16 protein-coding genes are annotated in these 15,527 nt (G+C 39.4%); all 16 read right to left on the reverse strand.

Annotated features, from left to right (window positions below; all coding sequences use genetic code 11):
* Positions 1–10: 10 nt before the first annotated feature.
* Entirely contained in the window at positions 11–556 is a 546-nt protein-coding gene (gene hslV / locus IGI49_RS06310; protein ID WP_207705152.1) for an ATP-dependent protease subunit HslV, read from the reverse strand.
* A gap of 17 nt (positions 557–573) precedes the next feature.
* The gene (gene xerC, locus IGI49_RS06315) at positions 574–1,473 is read right to left on the reverse strand and encodes a tyrosine recombinase XerC (RefSeq protein WP_429963830.1); all 900 of its coding nucleotides are present in this window, start codon (positions 1,471–1,473) and stop codon (positions 574–576) included.
* A 154-nt stretch (positions 1,474–1,627) separates the two neighbouring features.
* A complete protein-coding gene (trmFO, locus tag IGI49_RS06320; protein WP_429963831.1) occupies positions 1,628–2,926 on the reverse strand; it encodes a methylenetetrahydrofolate--tRNA-(uracil(54)-C(5))-methyltransferase (FADH(2)-oxidizing) TrmFO in 1,299 nt (432 codons plus the stop codon).
* 17 nt (positions 2,927–2,943) lie between these two features.
* On the reverse strand, positions 2,944–5,022 hold the full coding sequence (gene topA / locus IGI49_RS06325) for a type I DNA topoisomerase (protein WP_429963832.1): 2,079 nt from the start codon (positions 5,020–5,022) through the stop codon (positions 2,944–2,946).
* Between the two features lie 103 nt (positions 5,023–5,125).
* On the reverse strand, positions 5,126–5,965 hold the full coding sequence (gene dprA / locus IGI49_RS06330) for a DNA-processing protein DprA (protein ID WP_429963833.1): 840 nt from the start codon (positions 5,963–5,965) through the stop codon (positions 5,126–5,128).
* Positions 5,966–6,043: 78 nt separating this feature from the next.
* The gene (locus IGI49_RS06335) at positions 6,044–6,808 is read right to left on the reverse strand and encodes a ribonuclease HII (protein WP_429963834.1); all 765 of its coding nucleotides are present in this window, start codon (positions 6,806–6,808) and stop codon (positions 6,044–6,046) included.
* Positions 6,808–7,656: a ribosome biogenesis GTPase YlqF gene (gene ylqF, locus IGI49_RS06340; protein WP_429963835.1), complete on the reverse strand. Its 849-nt coding sequence runs from the start codon at positions 7,654–7,656 to the stop codon at positions 6,808–6,810. The genes IGI49_RS06335 and ylqF overlap by 1 nt, the downstream gene beginning before the upstream one ends.
* A gap of 195 nt (positions 7,657–7,851) precedes the next feature.
* Entirely contained in the window at positions 7,852–8,616 is a 765-nt protein-coding gene (locus tag IGI49_RS06345; RefSeq protein ID WP_429963836.1) for a helix-turn-helix domain-containing protein, read from the reverse strand.
* A 456-nt stretch (positions 8,617–9,072) separates the two neighbouring features.
* Entirely contained in the window at positions 9,073–9,615 is a 543-nt protein-coding gene (gene lepB / locus IGI49_RS06350; protein ID WP_429963837.1) for a signal peptidase I, read from the reverse strand.
* A gap of 81 nt (positions 9,616–9,696) precedes the next feature.
* Positions 9,697–11,112 (reverse strand): S41 family peptidase, encoded by a 1,416-nt coding sequence (locus tag IGI49_RS06355; RefSeq protein WP_429963838.1) that lies wholly within the window; start codon positions 11,110–11,112, stop codon positions 9,697–9,699.
* Positions 11,113–11,192: 80 nt separating this feature from the next.
* A complete protein-coding gene (locus tag IGI49_RS06360; protein ID WP_207705162.1) occupies positions 11,193–11,414 on the reverse strand; it encodes a YozE family protein in 222 nt (73 codons plus the stop codon).
* A gap of 49 nt (positions 11,415–11,463) precedes the next feature.
* Positions 11,464–12,057 (reverse strand): YpmS family protein, encoded by a 594-nt coding sequence (locus IGI49_RS06365; protein ID WP_429963839.1) that lies wholly within the window; start codon positions 12,055–12,057, stop codon positions 11,464–11,466.
* The gene (locus tag IGI49_RS06370) at positions 12,058–12,960 is read right to left on the reverse strand and encodes an SGNH/GDSL hydrolase family protein (RefSeq protein WP_429963840.1); all 903 of its coding nucleotides are present in this window, start codon (positions 12,958–12,960) and stop codon (positions 12,058–12,060) included.
* 153 nt (positions 12,961–13,113) lie between these two features.
* Positions 13,114–13,956 carry a DegV family protein gene (locus IGI49_RS06375; RefSeq protein WP_207705165.1) on the reverse strand — a complete coding sequence of 281 codons (843 nt, stop codon included), beginning with the start codon at positions 13,954–13,956 and terminating at the stop codon, positions 13,114–13,116.
* 113 nt (positions 13,957–14,069) lie between these two features.
* The gene (locus IGI49_RS06380) at positions 14,070–14,570 is read right to left on the reverse strand and encodes a dihydrofolate reductase (protein ID WP_429963841.1); all 501 of its coding nucleotides are present in this window, start codon (positions 14,568–14,570) and stop codon (positions 14,070–14,072) included.
* A 9-nt stretch (positions 14,571–14,579) separates the two neighbouring features.
* Positions 14,580–15,527: a thymidylate synthase gene (locus IGI49_RS06385; RefSeq protein ID WP_429963842.1), complete on the reverse strand. Its 948-nt coding sequence runs from the start codon at positions 15,525–15,527 to the stop codon at positions 14,580–14,582.

Consider the following 15,527-nt stretch of genomic DNA (forward strand, 5'->3'; position numbering starts at 1 on the left):
ACATTCTCCTTTACATCTCTTCCACGATAATATTATGGTTGGTAAAGACACAAATATCTGCGGCGATATTTAGCGCACTTTCGGCAATTTCTTTTGCAGACATTTCTGGGTTGTGCTGCTTCAAGGCTCTGGCAGCGGCCAAAGCATAGTTACCACCTGAACCGATCGCCAAAATACCATCGTCAGGAGCAATTACTTCACCATTACCAGAAACAAGCAGCATGTCATCTTTATTCATGACAATCAGTAAAGCTTCCAAATTTTTCATCGCTTGCTGCGTACGCCACTCCTGTGCTAGTTCAACCGCAGCGCGCTGTAGATTACCGTTGTATTCGTTTAGTTTTCCTTCAAATTTTTCTTCCAAGGTAAAAGCGTCTGCCACACTTCCAGCAAACCCTACAACAACCTGATTATTATAGATGCGACGCACTTTACGTGCACTGCCTTTCATAACAACCTGTTGTCCCATTGTCACTTGACCGTCGCCGGCCATCGCTAATTTTCCGTCCTTCTCTACAGCGCAAATGGTTGTAGAATGAAATTGTGATTCAGCCATTGCTATTCCTCCTAAATTCAAGCTCGTGGATGAAACGAGCGATAACTTTTTTGTAAACTTTCTTTTGTCACATGAGTATAAATTTGTGTAGTAGATAAATTTGCATGGCCTAACAGCTCTTGAACTGTTCTTAGGTCGGCCCCATTATTTAACAGATGTGTGGCAAAGGTATGCCTCAGCATATGAGGATGAATACTTGAAGATAGACTGCTCTTTTTAATTAGCTGATTCAACACGTATTCAATCCCAGTGGGAGTAATCTGATCTCCACGATGATTGATAAAAACATAGTCGTGATCTTTTTGAAACCTTTCCATGATCCGTTTACGACCGTCTAAACGATATTCCTGCAAAGCATCTGCCGCAAATGAACCTAATGGGACATAACGGTCCTTATTGCCCTTTCCATGAATCAACATAACACTGTTATCAAGATCAATCACAGAGAACGTCAAATTGGCACATTCACTGACCCGCAGCCCTGCACCGTATAAAACTTCTAATAATGCGCGATTGCGCTGATCCAAGGGCCTATCACCCTCTAAGCTTTGAAAAAGAATATCGATTTCTTTCTCATAAAAAAAGCGAGGCAGGCGATTTTTCTTTTTCTTTAAATGAACGTAGGAAAAAGGATTTTCCTCCATTTTCTCTTGCTTCAGTATATATTGATAAAAGGAACGTAAACTCGCAATATTACGACTAATCGTGTTCCGACTATACCCTCGATCATTTAAAAATGCCAAGTAAACGCGTACATCTAAATGATCAATTGCCAGCAGATCTGCACTTCCAGAGTCTTCTAGAAACTCGCAAAAGGCTGTTAAGTCTCTTAGATAAGCTTCTTTTGTTTTGACAGAATACCCGCGTTCAGTAATCAAATAACGCATAAAAGCCTGAATCCATTCCTCGTTTGTCATAAGCTCACCTCACAAACATAATCCAAATTTAGCACAACCGGTTTTTAAATACAATTAAATTGTCAGAATTTATTGATTTTTCACGAATTTGTTTACAATTCCTTAGAATACTAAAAGAAAAACCCCCCGCAAATTTCTGCGGCGGGTAATCCCATTATAGTTCCATTTGAGCTAAAGCGTCTAAAGCTCGCTGAGCTAAGGTTTCATAGCGCAGCTTTTTATCTCTTATTCGTTCAGGTAAGCTTGGGAACAAGCCAAAATTGGCGTTCATTGGTTGGAAATGTTTCCCCTCAGCATGAGTAATATAATACGACATGGCCCCTAGAGCCGTCTCCCGCGGAAACTCCACCAGCGGCTCATCTTTAGCTAAACGAGCTGCATTTATTCCGGCAATCAGTCCACTTCCGGCACTTTCTACGTATCCTTCTACCCCAGTCATTTGGCCTGCAAAGAATAAATCATCGCGATTACGACTTTGGTAGGTCGGGCGAAGCAACTCTGGTGAATTCATAAAGCTATTTCGATGCATTACACCGTATCTTAAAAACTCAGCATTTTCTAACCCTGGAATCATCCGAAATACACGTTTTTGTTCGCCCCACTTCAGATGAGTCTGGAAGCCAACCATGTTGTACATAGAAGCAGCTGCGTTATCTTGACGCAACTGAATAACAGCATAAGGACGCTTGCCTGTTTTAGGGTCTTCCAAGCCAACTGGCTTCATAGGACCGAAGAGCATTGTTTTAATCCCTCGTTTTGCCATTACTTCAATCGGCATACAACCTTCGAAGAATTTTTCTTTTTCAAAGGTTTTCAACTCTGCTACTTCAGCTGATATCAAAGCTTCATAAAAAGTCATGAATTCCTCTTCATTCATTGCACAGTTCAGGTAGGCTGCTTCTCCTTTGTCATAACGAGACTTCAGATAAACTTTTTCACGATCAATTGTAGTTCCATCAATAATAGGTGCTGCTGCATCATAGAAATAGAAGCCATGAGAACCATTAAATGATGCAATTTCTTCTGCTAACGCTTTAGAGGTAAGCGGGCCTGTCGCAACGATCGTAATTCCTTCAGGCAGTTTAGTAATCTCTTCATTGTGCACAGTTACTAAAGGATGATTTTTCACCTTCTCAGTGATTAGCGCAGAAAATCCTTCGCGATCCACCGCTAATGCTCCACCTGCCGGAACAGCTGTTTCGTCTGCCGAGTGAATGATCACCGAATTTAAGCGGCGCATTTCTTCTTTTAATACTCCAACCGCATTAGTTAAATTATTCCCTCGCAGAGAATTGCTGCAGACCAGCTCAGCAAATTTTTCCGTTTGGTGAGCTGGTGTTGATTGAACCGGACGCATCTCGTATAATTCTACCAGTACGTTTGCTTGAGCTAACTGCCAAGCAGCTTCACTTCCTGCAAGTCCCGCACCAATAACATTGACCGTTTTTACCATTTCATTCCTCGCTTACACTATTTTTGAACAGCTTCTTCATAATCTCCATTCATGCAGACTACCTGCTTGCCGCCTTTAACCTTTTTCTCAACCAAATAATTGTCACACTTAGGACAATTGCGGCCGACTGGTTTGTCCCAAGACGTGAAATCACAATCTGGGTAACGAGAACAGCCATAGAATAATCTATTTTTCTTGGATTTTCTTTCGACTACCTGTCCTTTATGACAAACCGGACACTCGACTCCAATCTCTTTAATGATTGGTTTAGTATTGCGACAGTCTGGGAAGTTGCTGCAGGCATAGAATTTACCGTAACGGCCAAGCTTAATTACCATTGGATGTCCGCATACATCACAATCAAAGCCCGCAGGTTCATCCTTGATTTGGATTTTCTCGATACCTTCTTCAGCTTTTTCTAGCTCGACAGCAAAGGGTTTGTAGAAACGATCAACGACTTTGACCCATTCTTCCTTGCCTTCCTCGATTTTATCCAACCCATTTTCCATCTCTGCCGTGAAGTTTACATCTACGATTTGTGGGAAAAAGTCAACAATCAGAGAATTAACAATTTCTCCTAACTCCGTAGGTTCGAAGCGACGCTGAGTCAGTTTTACATAGTAACGACGCTGAATAGTTTCCAATGTTGGAGCATAAGTGGACGGACGACCCACACCGTTTTCCTCTAGCGTTTTAATCAATGTTGCTTCACTAAAACGAGCTGGCGGCTGAGTGAAATGTTGTTTAGGTTCAATATTGTCAGACTGAACTACATCGCCTTCAGCAAGCTCTGGCAAGATGTTTTCTTTGTCTTCCTTGCCGTCGTCGCGGCCTTCAACATAGACCTGCATGAACCCTTTGAACTTAATCTTAGAACCATTAGCGATAAAAATTACACCATTTTGTTCTAAAGTTACCTTCATAGTATCTAAAACTGCAGCAGTCATTTGGCTAGCGACGAATCGTGACCAAATTAAGGTATACAATTTTAGCTGGTCTTTATCAAGGTATTTCTTCATTTCATCAGGTGTACGGTTTACGCTGGTTGGACGAATCGCCTCATGGGCATCTTGTGCTCCTTGAGGATTTTTTGTTTTACGGGCGGTATGCTGAGAGTACTCTTTGCCATATTTGTTTTCGATGAATTCTGCTGCTTCAGTTTTCGCTGTGTCTGAAATACGAGTCGAGTCTGTACGCATATAAGTAATTAATCCGACGGTTCCTTGTTTACCCAAAGAAATTCCTTCATACAGTTGTTGAGCAACCATCATGGTCTTACGCGTCCGAAAATTCAGCTTACGAGCTGCTTCCTGTTGCATATTACTGGTAGTAAAAGATTGCGCAGGATTACGTCTTCGTTCCTTTTTCTCTACCTTAGTTACCTGATAGTCCTTACCGTCAATTCGTTGGGTAATTTCTTTTACAGATTCCGCATTTGGTAATTTCCGCTTCTTACCGTCCACGCCCCAGAAATTGGCCTTAAATTTTTTCTTTTCTTTTTTAAAGTTTCCGTCAATGCTCCAGTATTCCACGGGAATAAATTCACGAATTTCTTGTTCACGATCGATAATAATTTTCAAGGCGATAGATTGTACACGCCCAGCACTCAAGCCTTTTTTCACTTTACGCCACAAAATAGGCGAAATTGAATATCCTACTAAACGATCTAAAGCCCGACGCGCTTGTTGAGCATCCACCAATGAAACATCAATTGAGCGGGGTTCTTTAAAGGCAGCTTTTACAGCATCCTTTGTAATTTCGTTGAACACAACGCGGTTCTTATCTTCTAAATCCAAACCTAAAAGGTAAGCTAAATGCCAGGCGATTGCTTCCCCTTCTCTATCCGGGTCACTTGCGAGATAGACTTTTTGAGCTTTTTTAGCGGCTTGCTTTAAGCTTTTGATGACGTCGCCTTTTCCGCGAATCGAGATGTAATGAGGTTCGTAATTATTCTCAATATCAATTCCCATCTTGCTTTTTGGCAGATCTCTTACATGTCCAACACTCGCTACTACTTTGTAATTTCTTCCAAGGTACTTTTCAATTGTTTTTGCTTTTGCAGGTGATTCCACAATCACTAAATATTTATAGGCCAAACGTTTTTGCCTCCCTAAATTTTTTTCTACTATTATATACAGGTAAATTACTGGCAAATCGTAGCCTATCATAGCGATTCGATTTTTATTTGTCAAGTGCCGACTAATAAATTTTTTTCAATAATTGTAAGGAATCAAGAATGTCCTGGACTTTTTCAACACAAACTGCGCCATCTTGAATCAATTGGTGACACCCGGCAGAACGTCCATCCAATACACTTCCTGGTACTGCAAATACTTCTTTCCCATAATCCAAAGCCTGCTGAGAGGTAATCAAGGACCCACTCTTCTGCTTGGCTTCAATTACCAACACACCCTGACCCAGTCCCGCAATAATTCGGTTACGCATGGGGAAGTGGAATTTGGCCGGTCGAGTTCCATCCGGATATTCGCTCAGCACTAAATGATTTCTAGCCATCTCAATTTGTAAATTACCACTTTCTTTAGGATAGCAGATATCCAATCCGGTGCCAATCACTCCTATGGTTTTTCCTTGATTTGAAATAGCAAATTGATGAGCGAAGGAATCAATTCCCTTAGCCAAACCACTGACGATAACAAATTGACGCTTCATCAACTCTGGCATAAAACGGCGAAGAACCCCATAGCCATAATCCGACGCGGTTCGGGCACCTACAACCGACAGCCCCTCTCTTTCCAGCAACTTTAAATTACCCTTGTAAAATAAAACTAATGGCGGCACCGGTATTAGTCTTAGCTGCGACGGGTACCTCTCATCCTCTATAGTGATCAAACTATGGTGTTCCTTCAGTTCAATCAAACGTTCTTTAGTCCAATTCTCCCAGTCGCCTAATCCTTTTCCCCTAGTAAACGGAAACAGTTCAGCTGATGAGAACTGCCAACAATCCAACTTTTTAGCATACTGATAAATTTTTTGTTTAGTGACTGGACCAATGCCTCTAGTGACACTTAAATGTAACAAAAAAATAGTTTTCTCTAAAAAAATCCCTCTTTTCTTACTGCCTACTACTAAGATAAGCAAAAAAGAGAGATTTACATTTTATTTTTTACGAATTGGAGCAAAAGTTTTTCGGTGGAGTGATAAAACACCAAATTTATCAATCGCCATTAAATGCTGCTTGGTACCATATCCAGCATTTTGTTCAAAACCATAGGCTGGATGTTCGCTGCCGTAATCTGCCATAAGCTTGTCACGATAGACCTTTGCAATAATACTAGCAGCTGCGATGGATACAGAACGAGCATCCCCCTTAATTATTTTTTCTTGAGGAAGGCCGTTATCTAATACCATCGCATCAATTAATAAACAATCTGGTTTAAGCGGCAACTGATCTAATGCTCGCTGCATCGCGACTTTAGTAGCCTGATAAATGTTCAATTGATCAATTTCTTCAGCACTTGCTTCGCCAATCCCAATTGCTTTAGCATGTTTTTTTATTTCTTTTACCAGTTCTTCACGTTTACTTGCCGAAAGCTGCTTAGAATCGTTTAAGCCAATGATTTGATGATCGTCATTTAGAATAACTGCTGCCGCCACCACCGGACCAGCTAAAGGACCGCGACCCACTTCATCAATTCCAGCGATCGCTTGAAAACCCATTGCTTTCTTTTCGTTCTCAAAAACAGACATTTCATGATAGCGAGCGACTAGTGCCGCTGCTTTTTCCTGTTGCTTTTGCCATTGTTTAAGCGCTAGTTTAACACCTTTACGTTCATCTGATTTTAAAGGAAGCAAGCGCACATCTTGCTCATCGGTAATTTCCTTTAGCAGTTCTTTGACTGCCTGAATTGACATTTTTTCCATTATTCTGTGTACTCCTCAAACCGATCTAGCGTGTAGCGACCTAACCGGCCTTGCCGCAACTCAATAATCATCATTTCACTAGCCCGTTCATAATCATCCTTGAATCCCCTCTTATGAGCAATCAGCATTAACAGCTCAGGCAATTCCTCAAACATCTCCTCATCAGAGAGCTTGTAACGTTCTTTCAGTTGTTCTGGATAGAAACGGCGCAAAAAGCCCAACTCATCAATTGCCAAGTCGTCTAAATGCAATAGATCATCTTTTATCGCACCTGTTAGAGCTAGGCGTTTACCCACCTCGGGGTCTTCAAACTTCGGCCATAAAATCCCAGGCGTATCCAACAGTTCTAATTGTGATCCAAAACGCAGCCATTGCTGACCTTTGGTTACTCCTGGTTTATTGCCAGTACTAGCAATTTTCTTCCCTGCTAAGTGATTCAACAGCGTTGATTTCCCTACATTGGGAATCCCTAATACCATAGCACGAATTGCTCGCGGCTTGATTCCCCGCTCTTTATCACGAGACAATTTATCAGCTAAAACTTTTTTAGCAGCAGGCACAATTTGCTTAACGCTTTTATCATCTTTGGCATTTAGGGACAGCACTTCATATCCTTGCCCTTTAAACCATTCCATCCAGCGAGTTGTTTGATTTGGATCAGCCAAATCAGCTTTATTTAGTAAAATTAGTCGCGGTTTTTGCTGCACTATTTGATCCAGCATTGGATTGCGGGAAGAGTGCGGCAAACGAGCATCAACCAACTCAAAAACAATATCGACAAATTTCAGCTTCTCAGATACTTCTCTTCTGGCCTTTGCCATATGGCCAGGAAACCATTGAATTGTCATAGAACCTTCTTCCTCCTTTTAATATTAATTAGTCAATCGGCAGATTCTTCCTCAGATATTCTACCATATCACTGAAAGATTTAAGTGATAATCTTTTGATAAATGCATCTTTTTTTAGTTCACTACCGTGTTCTCGCCATTATAAAGGAAAAAGAAGGCCTCATGACGAGAACCTTCTTCCTACAAATAAAGTTATTAAGCTGCATTAAACAAGTGGGTAACAATTTCCGGAGACCGGCGAATTGCTGCAACTTGATCAGAAAACTCATTAGAAAGAGTGTATCCGTCTCCCCATTGTGTTTTAACGATCGAACCTGGAAAACCATTCTTGTTAAATTTTTGTTCGATCCTTTTAGATAGGCTAGACAAGGTACTCAAATGTGAGTTTGTTGTTTTATCCCCCCATAGGCGTTCGCACAATTCTTCTCTTGTAACAGGTTGGGACATAGCAGAAAAGATAATTTTGAAAAACTCTGTTTCTTGTTTTGACAAATGCTTAATGACATTCGCCAGTTTAATTTCAACTTTCTGACGATTGAAAGGTACACCGTTGTCAGGCTCATTATTCCCTTGGGTTGTTGGATAAGTATCAGAAAGCAAAGCTTGTTGCATTTTTTCTCTCAATAACTCTGAAGGACTGTCTTCAATTATCCAATGTTTAATCCCTGCATCTTCAAGGAAAGCTTTTCCTTTTTCAGTTGGTTCTGCTTCGAAGACTCTAATAATTGTTAGTTTGTGACGTTTAAGTGTTGGTAAAATCTCATATATTTCCTCATTAGAAACTGTTTTACTTAAAATGACAAATTGGAAGTACTCTAAAAACTGTTCATTAATTTGGCTGTATCTATTTAATTCTAAAAAGCTAGAGGTGCCAAAAACCTCATAATTTAACACCTGTAAGTTTCTTTGTAGTCTTTCCTCGGATAATACGTTTTTGGTTAACAATAAAATTTGTTGCATTATTTTCACTACTTTCTATATTAATTTGCGTCGTTGTATCAGGACTTTTGCATCTACACGATAACCCTTCCCCACCTGAACATTTCTGATTATCGCGTTTGAAACTAACAATTGAATCTAGTAACTGACAAAATTTGTTAATAAAATATCTATTCAATATTTTTACTAAAAAAAATGTTTTTTGTCCATTAATTCAACCATTAAATTTTTGCAAAGAAGATATATTTTAATAAATAAAAAAAGACCTTTTCTTAAAAGGTCTTTGAAATAACAATATGCTATTACCGATAACGCTTTGTATCAGCCTTGAAAGAGAAAACAAAAAACTACAATTTTTTTCACCGAACCATAAAATTTGATTTTTTTGAGACGAAAGATAATTAAAGAACGATCATTATTTTATCATCGTTTTATTCTTTAAAAAAATTCCTAAATGATTTTCTTCCGCGAAAGTAATTAATGGATCAGTTTCAAATCACTTATGGGGTAATAAACCAATCTAGCTTTCCCCATAATTTCACGGCTATCAACAGTACCAAAGGAGCGACTGTCTTTTGAGATGCGTCGATTATCTCCTAATACGAAATATTCATTTTTCGGAAGCTGATCTAAACCAATCAGATCATATAAATTGAAATTGGTTGTGTAAGGAGTATTTTCGTGATCATGGGTTTGATTATTCGTTAAAAAAGTTTCAGAAACCTGTTCATCATTCACATAAAGCTGATCCTGTTCATAGCGAATGGCATCGCCTGGCAGACCAATTACTCGCTTAATATAAGTAGTTCCATCTTGTTTCTTAAATACGATAACATCAAATCTCTGGACCTTTGTAAATTTTTCCATCACAATCATATCCCCTTGTTTCAAGGTTTGATTCATTGAATTCCCAGTTACGGGAACCGGAATAAGTAAGAATCCACGAATAATTACGCCAAGAAAGAGCGCAATCAAAAAATACTTTATTGCTAACCAAAGCTGGTCTTGCCTTTTTTTCATCCTGCTCTTCCCCCTCTTGTTCCATTATAGGGGATTACCCCCTCACTTTACCAATAAAAAACAACAGAGAAAACTCTGCTGTTAAGATAAAACTTCTATTGCTCGTTTATACGCAGTATCGTTGGCTTTAACTAGTTCAAACAACTTTTCTTGAATGACCTGAGAAGTTTGAACATCCACCGCACCAGTTGCAGGTAAGTTATTGTCAGTTTGAATTTGAATGACGGCTTGACGGGTATTCTCATCAAATTGATCGCCTTCTGTCTCAAAATCCAAAGCATTTAGCATCGCATTCAAATTAGTAATAACTTCTCCCTGATCGCCTATACGCCAATTTGATTGGCGAGACAACGGTGGCAAGCTAGCATAACCAGGCTTTCCAACCTCAATCGTTGGTTCAATTCCTTTTTCATTAATCCAGTCCCCCTCTGGTGTTAACCATTTTAAAATAGTCAGCTGAACATAGCTCTCCTCACCAATAGGCTGTACATTTTGAACGGTTCCTTTACCAAAAGTTCGAGTACCAATAACCGGAATATCTTTACTTTTAATAGCAGCAGTCAATAATTCTCCCCCAGCAGCCGTTTCCTGGTCCACAAGAAAAACCACAGGTTCTTTGATTTTAAAACCGGAATCGATTTTCTTATCGGCCTTTTCTACACCGACAGTTTCCTTTTCGTCCGCAAATTGAACAATCGTGTCGCCATCTGCCAAAAAATAACTAGCAACACGTTCAGCTTCCGTTAACAGACTGCCAGAGTTTTGCCGTATATCGATTACAAAAGAAGTTGCTCCGGCCTTGCGTAATTCTTCAATAGTATCTCGAAATTCGAGTGCGGTTGTTTCACGAAAGTTCGTTAATTGAACAACTCCAATTTCAGAATTTTCTTGGTCCATTTGCCCTTGAACGGTCTCGTTGGGAATAACGCCCCGTTTGATACTGACACTGAACTTCTCAGTTCCTCGCTGAATCATTAAATGAACCTCGGTCCCTTTTTTGCCGCGAATTGAACTTGCAGTCTCATCCAGCGATTGTCCTTGGGTAGATACCCCATCAATTTCTAAAATGATATCTCCCGATTTAAGTCCAGCCTTTTCTGCTGGTGAATCTTTGATTGGCACCTGATCAATTGTTGGCAAGCGATCTTTCAACTGCAAATTAGCACCAATTCCCTCAAAGCTTCCCGAAACTGCTTCATCCAACTTCTTAGTTTCTTTAGCAGATAGAAATTCCGAATACGGATCATTCAAGGATTCCGTCATACCCGACAAGGCTCCTTTAATCAGGTTTTCTTTATCTACTTTTCCCACATAATTTGTACTAATCAAATCATAAAGATCTTGAACCTCATCTAATTCACTGCGCGTAACTTTGATGACCGATTCCTGATGGGTAAACTGTGTTTTTTCTAAGAAAAAAACAACTACCGCTGTGAGTACAATGGTACAAAATAAGGAAACTAGATAGAAGGATAAAGAAACTGTTTTTTTCTGCAAAACACAACACCCTTTCACTTATTTTCATCATAGCACGAGTAAAAAAAAAGGAAAAGCCCTCTCAGACTTTTCCCGTTAATTTATTGATTATTTTCGAGATAATACTCCCAAAGCTGATCAAACAAATCCATTGAATCAATGTAGTTGGTATTCAATTCCAAGTAATCGGCAACTTCATGATAATCTTCCGATTGTTTGGGAAACATAATATCCTTACTGACAGCCGCTGCAAAGGCTTGCTTAGGATCCTTCAGATTGTTCCCACGCTCTGTCAGGATATAATGATAAAAACTTCTTCTCATAGGTCACTCCATCATTCTTAATAAATACTGAGTCAACAAAGTTAGTGCGTTACTTTTCTTTTGGTAAATATAAGCTAAACTGAATGTCGTCGCCTACCAAATCGATATGATCGGCTTTTATGAACATGCCATTTTTCATTTTGAATTGATCTAATTTTAATTCAATAGTTTGATCCTTCGCTGACACTTCCACCCAATCCGGGAACTTGTAACTGCGAGTAATCATCGACATCACTTCACTTATCGGCAAATTCAAGGTCCCTATAGAAAGATCTCTTGCCTTCAACTGTACATTTCCATTGTCCATAACATAGGGATCGAAATAAAGATAAAAGTTTATTTTTGCACCTAGAAAATTGAATTGCCCATTAAGCAGGGCTTGGTTTTCTAAATAGAATTCATACTTAACATCTGAATCCTTTTGAAAATCAGTTAAAAAATAATCCATTACAGTGTTTAATTTCTTTTTGTCCATGTTCATGGTTAATACTGGTGAGCCTTCTGGAACCGTTGTAGCGCTGCTTGGCGGCAAGTTGGTCTCACGAGTAGAAAAGATTCGGGTAGTCAAGAAAATTCCGCTACCTATTAAAATACCGACTAACACTAAAAAGGCAATCTTCCATCCGTTTATTTTTTTCCTCATTTACTTACGCTCCTTCAACAGCCATAATTCATTGGTTTTAATCATTTCTTCTTTTACAGCATTTGCCATTATTTGATAACCAAGATTGTTAGGATGGAAATTGTCTCCATCGTATAATACATTGTTCTTAACAGTTGCTCCTTCGGTAGTCTGCTCAGTTGAGGATTCATTTGAAGAATCAGCTGTCGAATTCATAGTTGCACTGTTCTTCGTGCTGCCTTCAGGTAACCCTTTGTAAAGCAGATCATTTACCGGCACAAAAAAGCTATTTCTAGTTTCTTCCGTTAAGTCTTTAGTTGCTTCATTCCAGTTATCTACAACAGTTTGCATTTCTTTGATATCAGAAAAGTTTAAATAGTAAGGATTGTATATTCCTAGAATATAGATTGGTGCGTTTTTATTCAACTTTCGAGTTTCAATCAGAATTTTTTCAACATTTTTTTGATACTTTTTAATCGACTGATTGAATTTTTTAGCCGAGGTTGCGGTAATATTTTTTTGGAATGCCTGTAATAGGTCATTACCGCCAACCGTCAACGTTATCATATCAGCACTTTCCAGACTACGTCGCAGCTCTTCATCTTTATTAAGTCGTTTAAGAATCTGATCGCTTCGCTCGCCGGAAATCCCAAAATTTTCAGTCTGAACCGTTGAAAGATTGTATTGATTTTTTAAGCTGTCTGCGACTAACGGAACGAAACCACCACGATTGGTTTCATCGCCTACGCCTTGTGTCAGTGAATCCCCTAAAGCCACAAAATGAACCGTTTGTTTATAGTTATCATTGTCACTGCGTGTTTCTGCTTTTATCAGTGATCCAGCCTTAGGTAATAAAAAAGACAAGCAGACGAAGGTTAGTACAGCAGTCACTATTGGAATCAGTGGTGTGACATATTTTTTCAATGTTTCGCCTCCTCATTGAATTAAGAAAGGCTTCGCAAACTCAATCAGTTTGGAAACCTTATAGCATTAACCTTACCAAAGCAGGCTAATCAAGTGACCAACTACTATTTTCTTTATCGATAAAAAAGGCCTCTATGGATAGAGGCTTTTTTACTATTCGGTATAGTACATAATCGCAAATGCGTCTTTGCCAGTATGAGTGGCTACGATTGGATTTGTATGCAAAACCGGAATTTCCATTTCAGGAAACATTTCTTGTAAAGTATTTTTTGCTTCTTCAATAAAATCGGTTCTACCTGTATGAGAGATCCCGATACGTTTAACATGAGCAAACTTGCTCAATTCTTCTTTGAAGGTATCAAGCCATTTACTAAAGGTTTTCTTGCCACGACCCTTAACCACTGGAATTAAAGCCCCGTCCTCCAGCTCCATGACAACTCGAATATTTAGCATGTTAGATAAAACACCTGTGGCACGACTTACTCGTCCACCCTTAACTAAGTTGTCCAAAGAAGAAATGCCGATAAACAATCGACTCTTTTCCTTCACTTGTTCAACAGCTGCCAGCACTTCTTCTAAGCTGGCTCCAGTTTGAGCCAGTTCAGCAGCGCGAATAACCTGAAAGGCAAGTGATTGGTCAATAAACCCACTATCAATCACCGTTACATCACTATTGGTCAAAAAAGTCGCCTGACGCGCAGCCTCAACAGTACCACTTAAGCTTTGGGTCATGTGGATTGAAACAATTTGACTGCCATCTTTTCCCAGCTCATCATATAATTCCGCAAAGTAACCAATTGGCGGTTGACTGGTTTTAGGCAATGCATTGGCTGCTGCCATCATATCCATAAATTTCTCGCCCGTCAATTTATCATCATCGGGATACACCACATCGTCAATCATCACTGACAATGGGATGACTGTAATATCTAATTCTTCTTGGTATTTTTTTTCAAATGTACAAGAAGAGTCTGTAACAATTTTAACTCTAGACATTCCTATCCTTCTTTCCAGATCGTTTTGAAATTAATCTCAGTATAGCAGAGAGCTTAAAATAAATCATGGTAAAGCACACATTTTAAAGAATCTTGAAAAAAACCGAACCCCTTTTAGGTCCGGTCTTTGTTATTCTTATAAACTTCAAACACATGAGGGTAAGGATTTTTTTCGTCAACCGTACCTTGGGTTTGTTTGATTAACTGCCAGTTATTCCAATCGATTGAAGGGAAGTAAGCATCCCCTTCAAAAGCGTGGTCAATGGTTGTCCGGTATAAGAAATCACATTGAGGTAAAAAATCTTGATACACTGCTGACCCACCAGCAATATAAGTAATCATTTCAGTTTGTTGACTGTAGTGTAGAACTTCTTCTAACGAATGCATTACCAATACTTGATTATTCTCATATGCGGTATTATGGGTTAAAACAATCGTTTGACGGTTAGGAAGCGGCCGACCACCCATTCCTTCAAAGGTCTTGCGCCCCATAACAATCGTATTGTTTACAGTTTTTTCCTTAAAGAAACGCAAGTCATTTGGCAAACGCCATGGTAAGTGATCATTTTTACCAATTAACCCATTCTTGTCTTGTGCCCAAATTGCAATTAACATAGCTTTCTCCTAAACCGCAACCGGCGCTTTAATTGCCGGTGCTGGTTCGTAATCTTCAATTTGGATATCTTCCATCTCAAAATCAAAAACCGATTGCTTCTTTTGATTCAAGCGTAAGGTTGGAAAAGCCTTTGGTGTACGGCTTAGCTGTTCCTGCATTTGTTTTTCATGATTGGAGTACAAATGAGCATCGCCTAAGGTATGAACAAAATCGCCTACTTCTAAATTCGTCTCATGGGCAATTAAATGAGTCAACAACGCATAGCTGGCAATATTAAATGGAACACCTAAAAAGACATCCGCACTGCGCTGATACAGCTGACAACTCAATTTACCATCATTAACATAAAACTGAAACATCGTGTGACAAGGAGGCAAGGCCATTGACGGAACATCTTCAGGATTCCATGCTGAAATAATCAACCGACGTGAATTGGGATTCGTTTTGATCATTTGAATGACATCTCCCAACTGATCAATAAAACCACCATCTCTAGTCTCCCAATGACGCCATTGTGAACCGTAAATATTTCCTAATTCTCCATATTTTTCCGCAAAAGCTTTATCTGCTAGAATTTTCTCACAAAATGCTTTCATTTCTGCTTGATACTGCTGATTGAATTCTTCATCCTGCAAAGCACGATGACCAAAGTCAGTCATATCTGGTCCTCGGTAGTCTTCAGACTGGGTGTAACGTTCAAAGGCCCATTCGTCCCAAATATGATTGTTGTGCTGTAAAAGATAGCGAATGTTGGTATCCCCTTTGATGAACCACAGCAATTCACTTTTAATTAAACCAAAAGGTACCCGTTTCGTAGTTAACAACGGAAACCCTTCACTTAAATCAAAGCGCATTTGATAGCCGAAAAGACTCTTAGTTCCAGTTCCCGTGCGATCGCCTTTTTGATGACCCTCTGTTAACAATTTTTCTCCAAGATCCAAGTATGCTTGTTCCAT

Source organism: Enterococcus sp. AZ071, from assembly GCF_050499065.1.
Classification (GTDB): Bacteria; Bacillota; Bacilli; order Lactobacillales; family Enterococcaceae; genus Enterococcus_A; species Enterococcus_A ferrettii.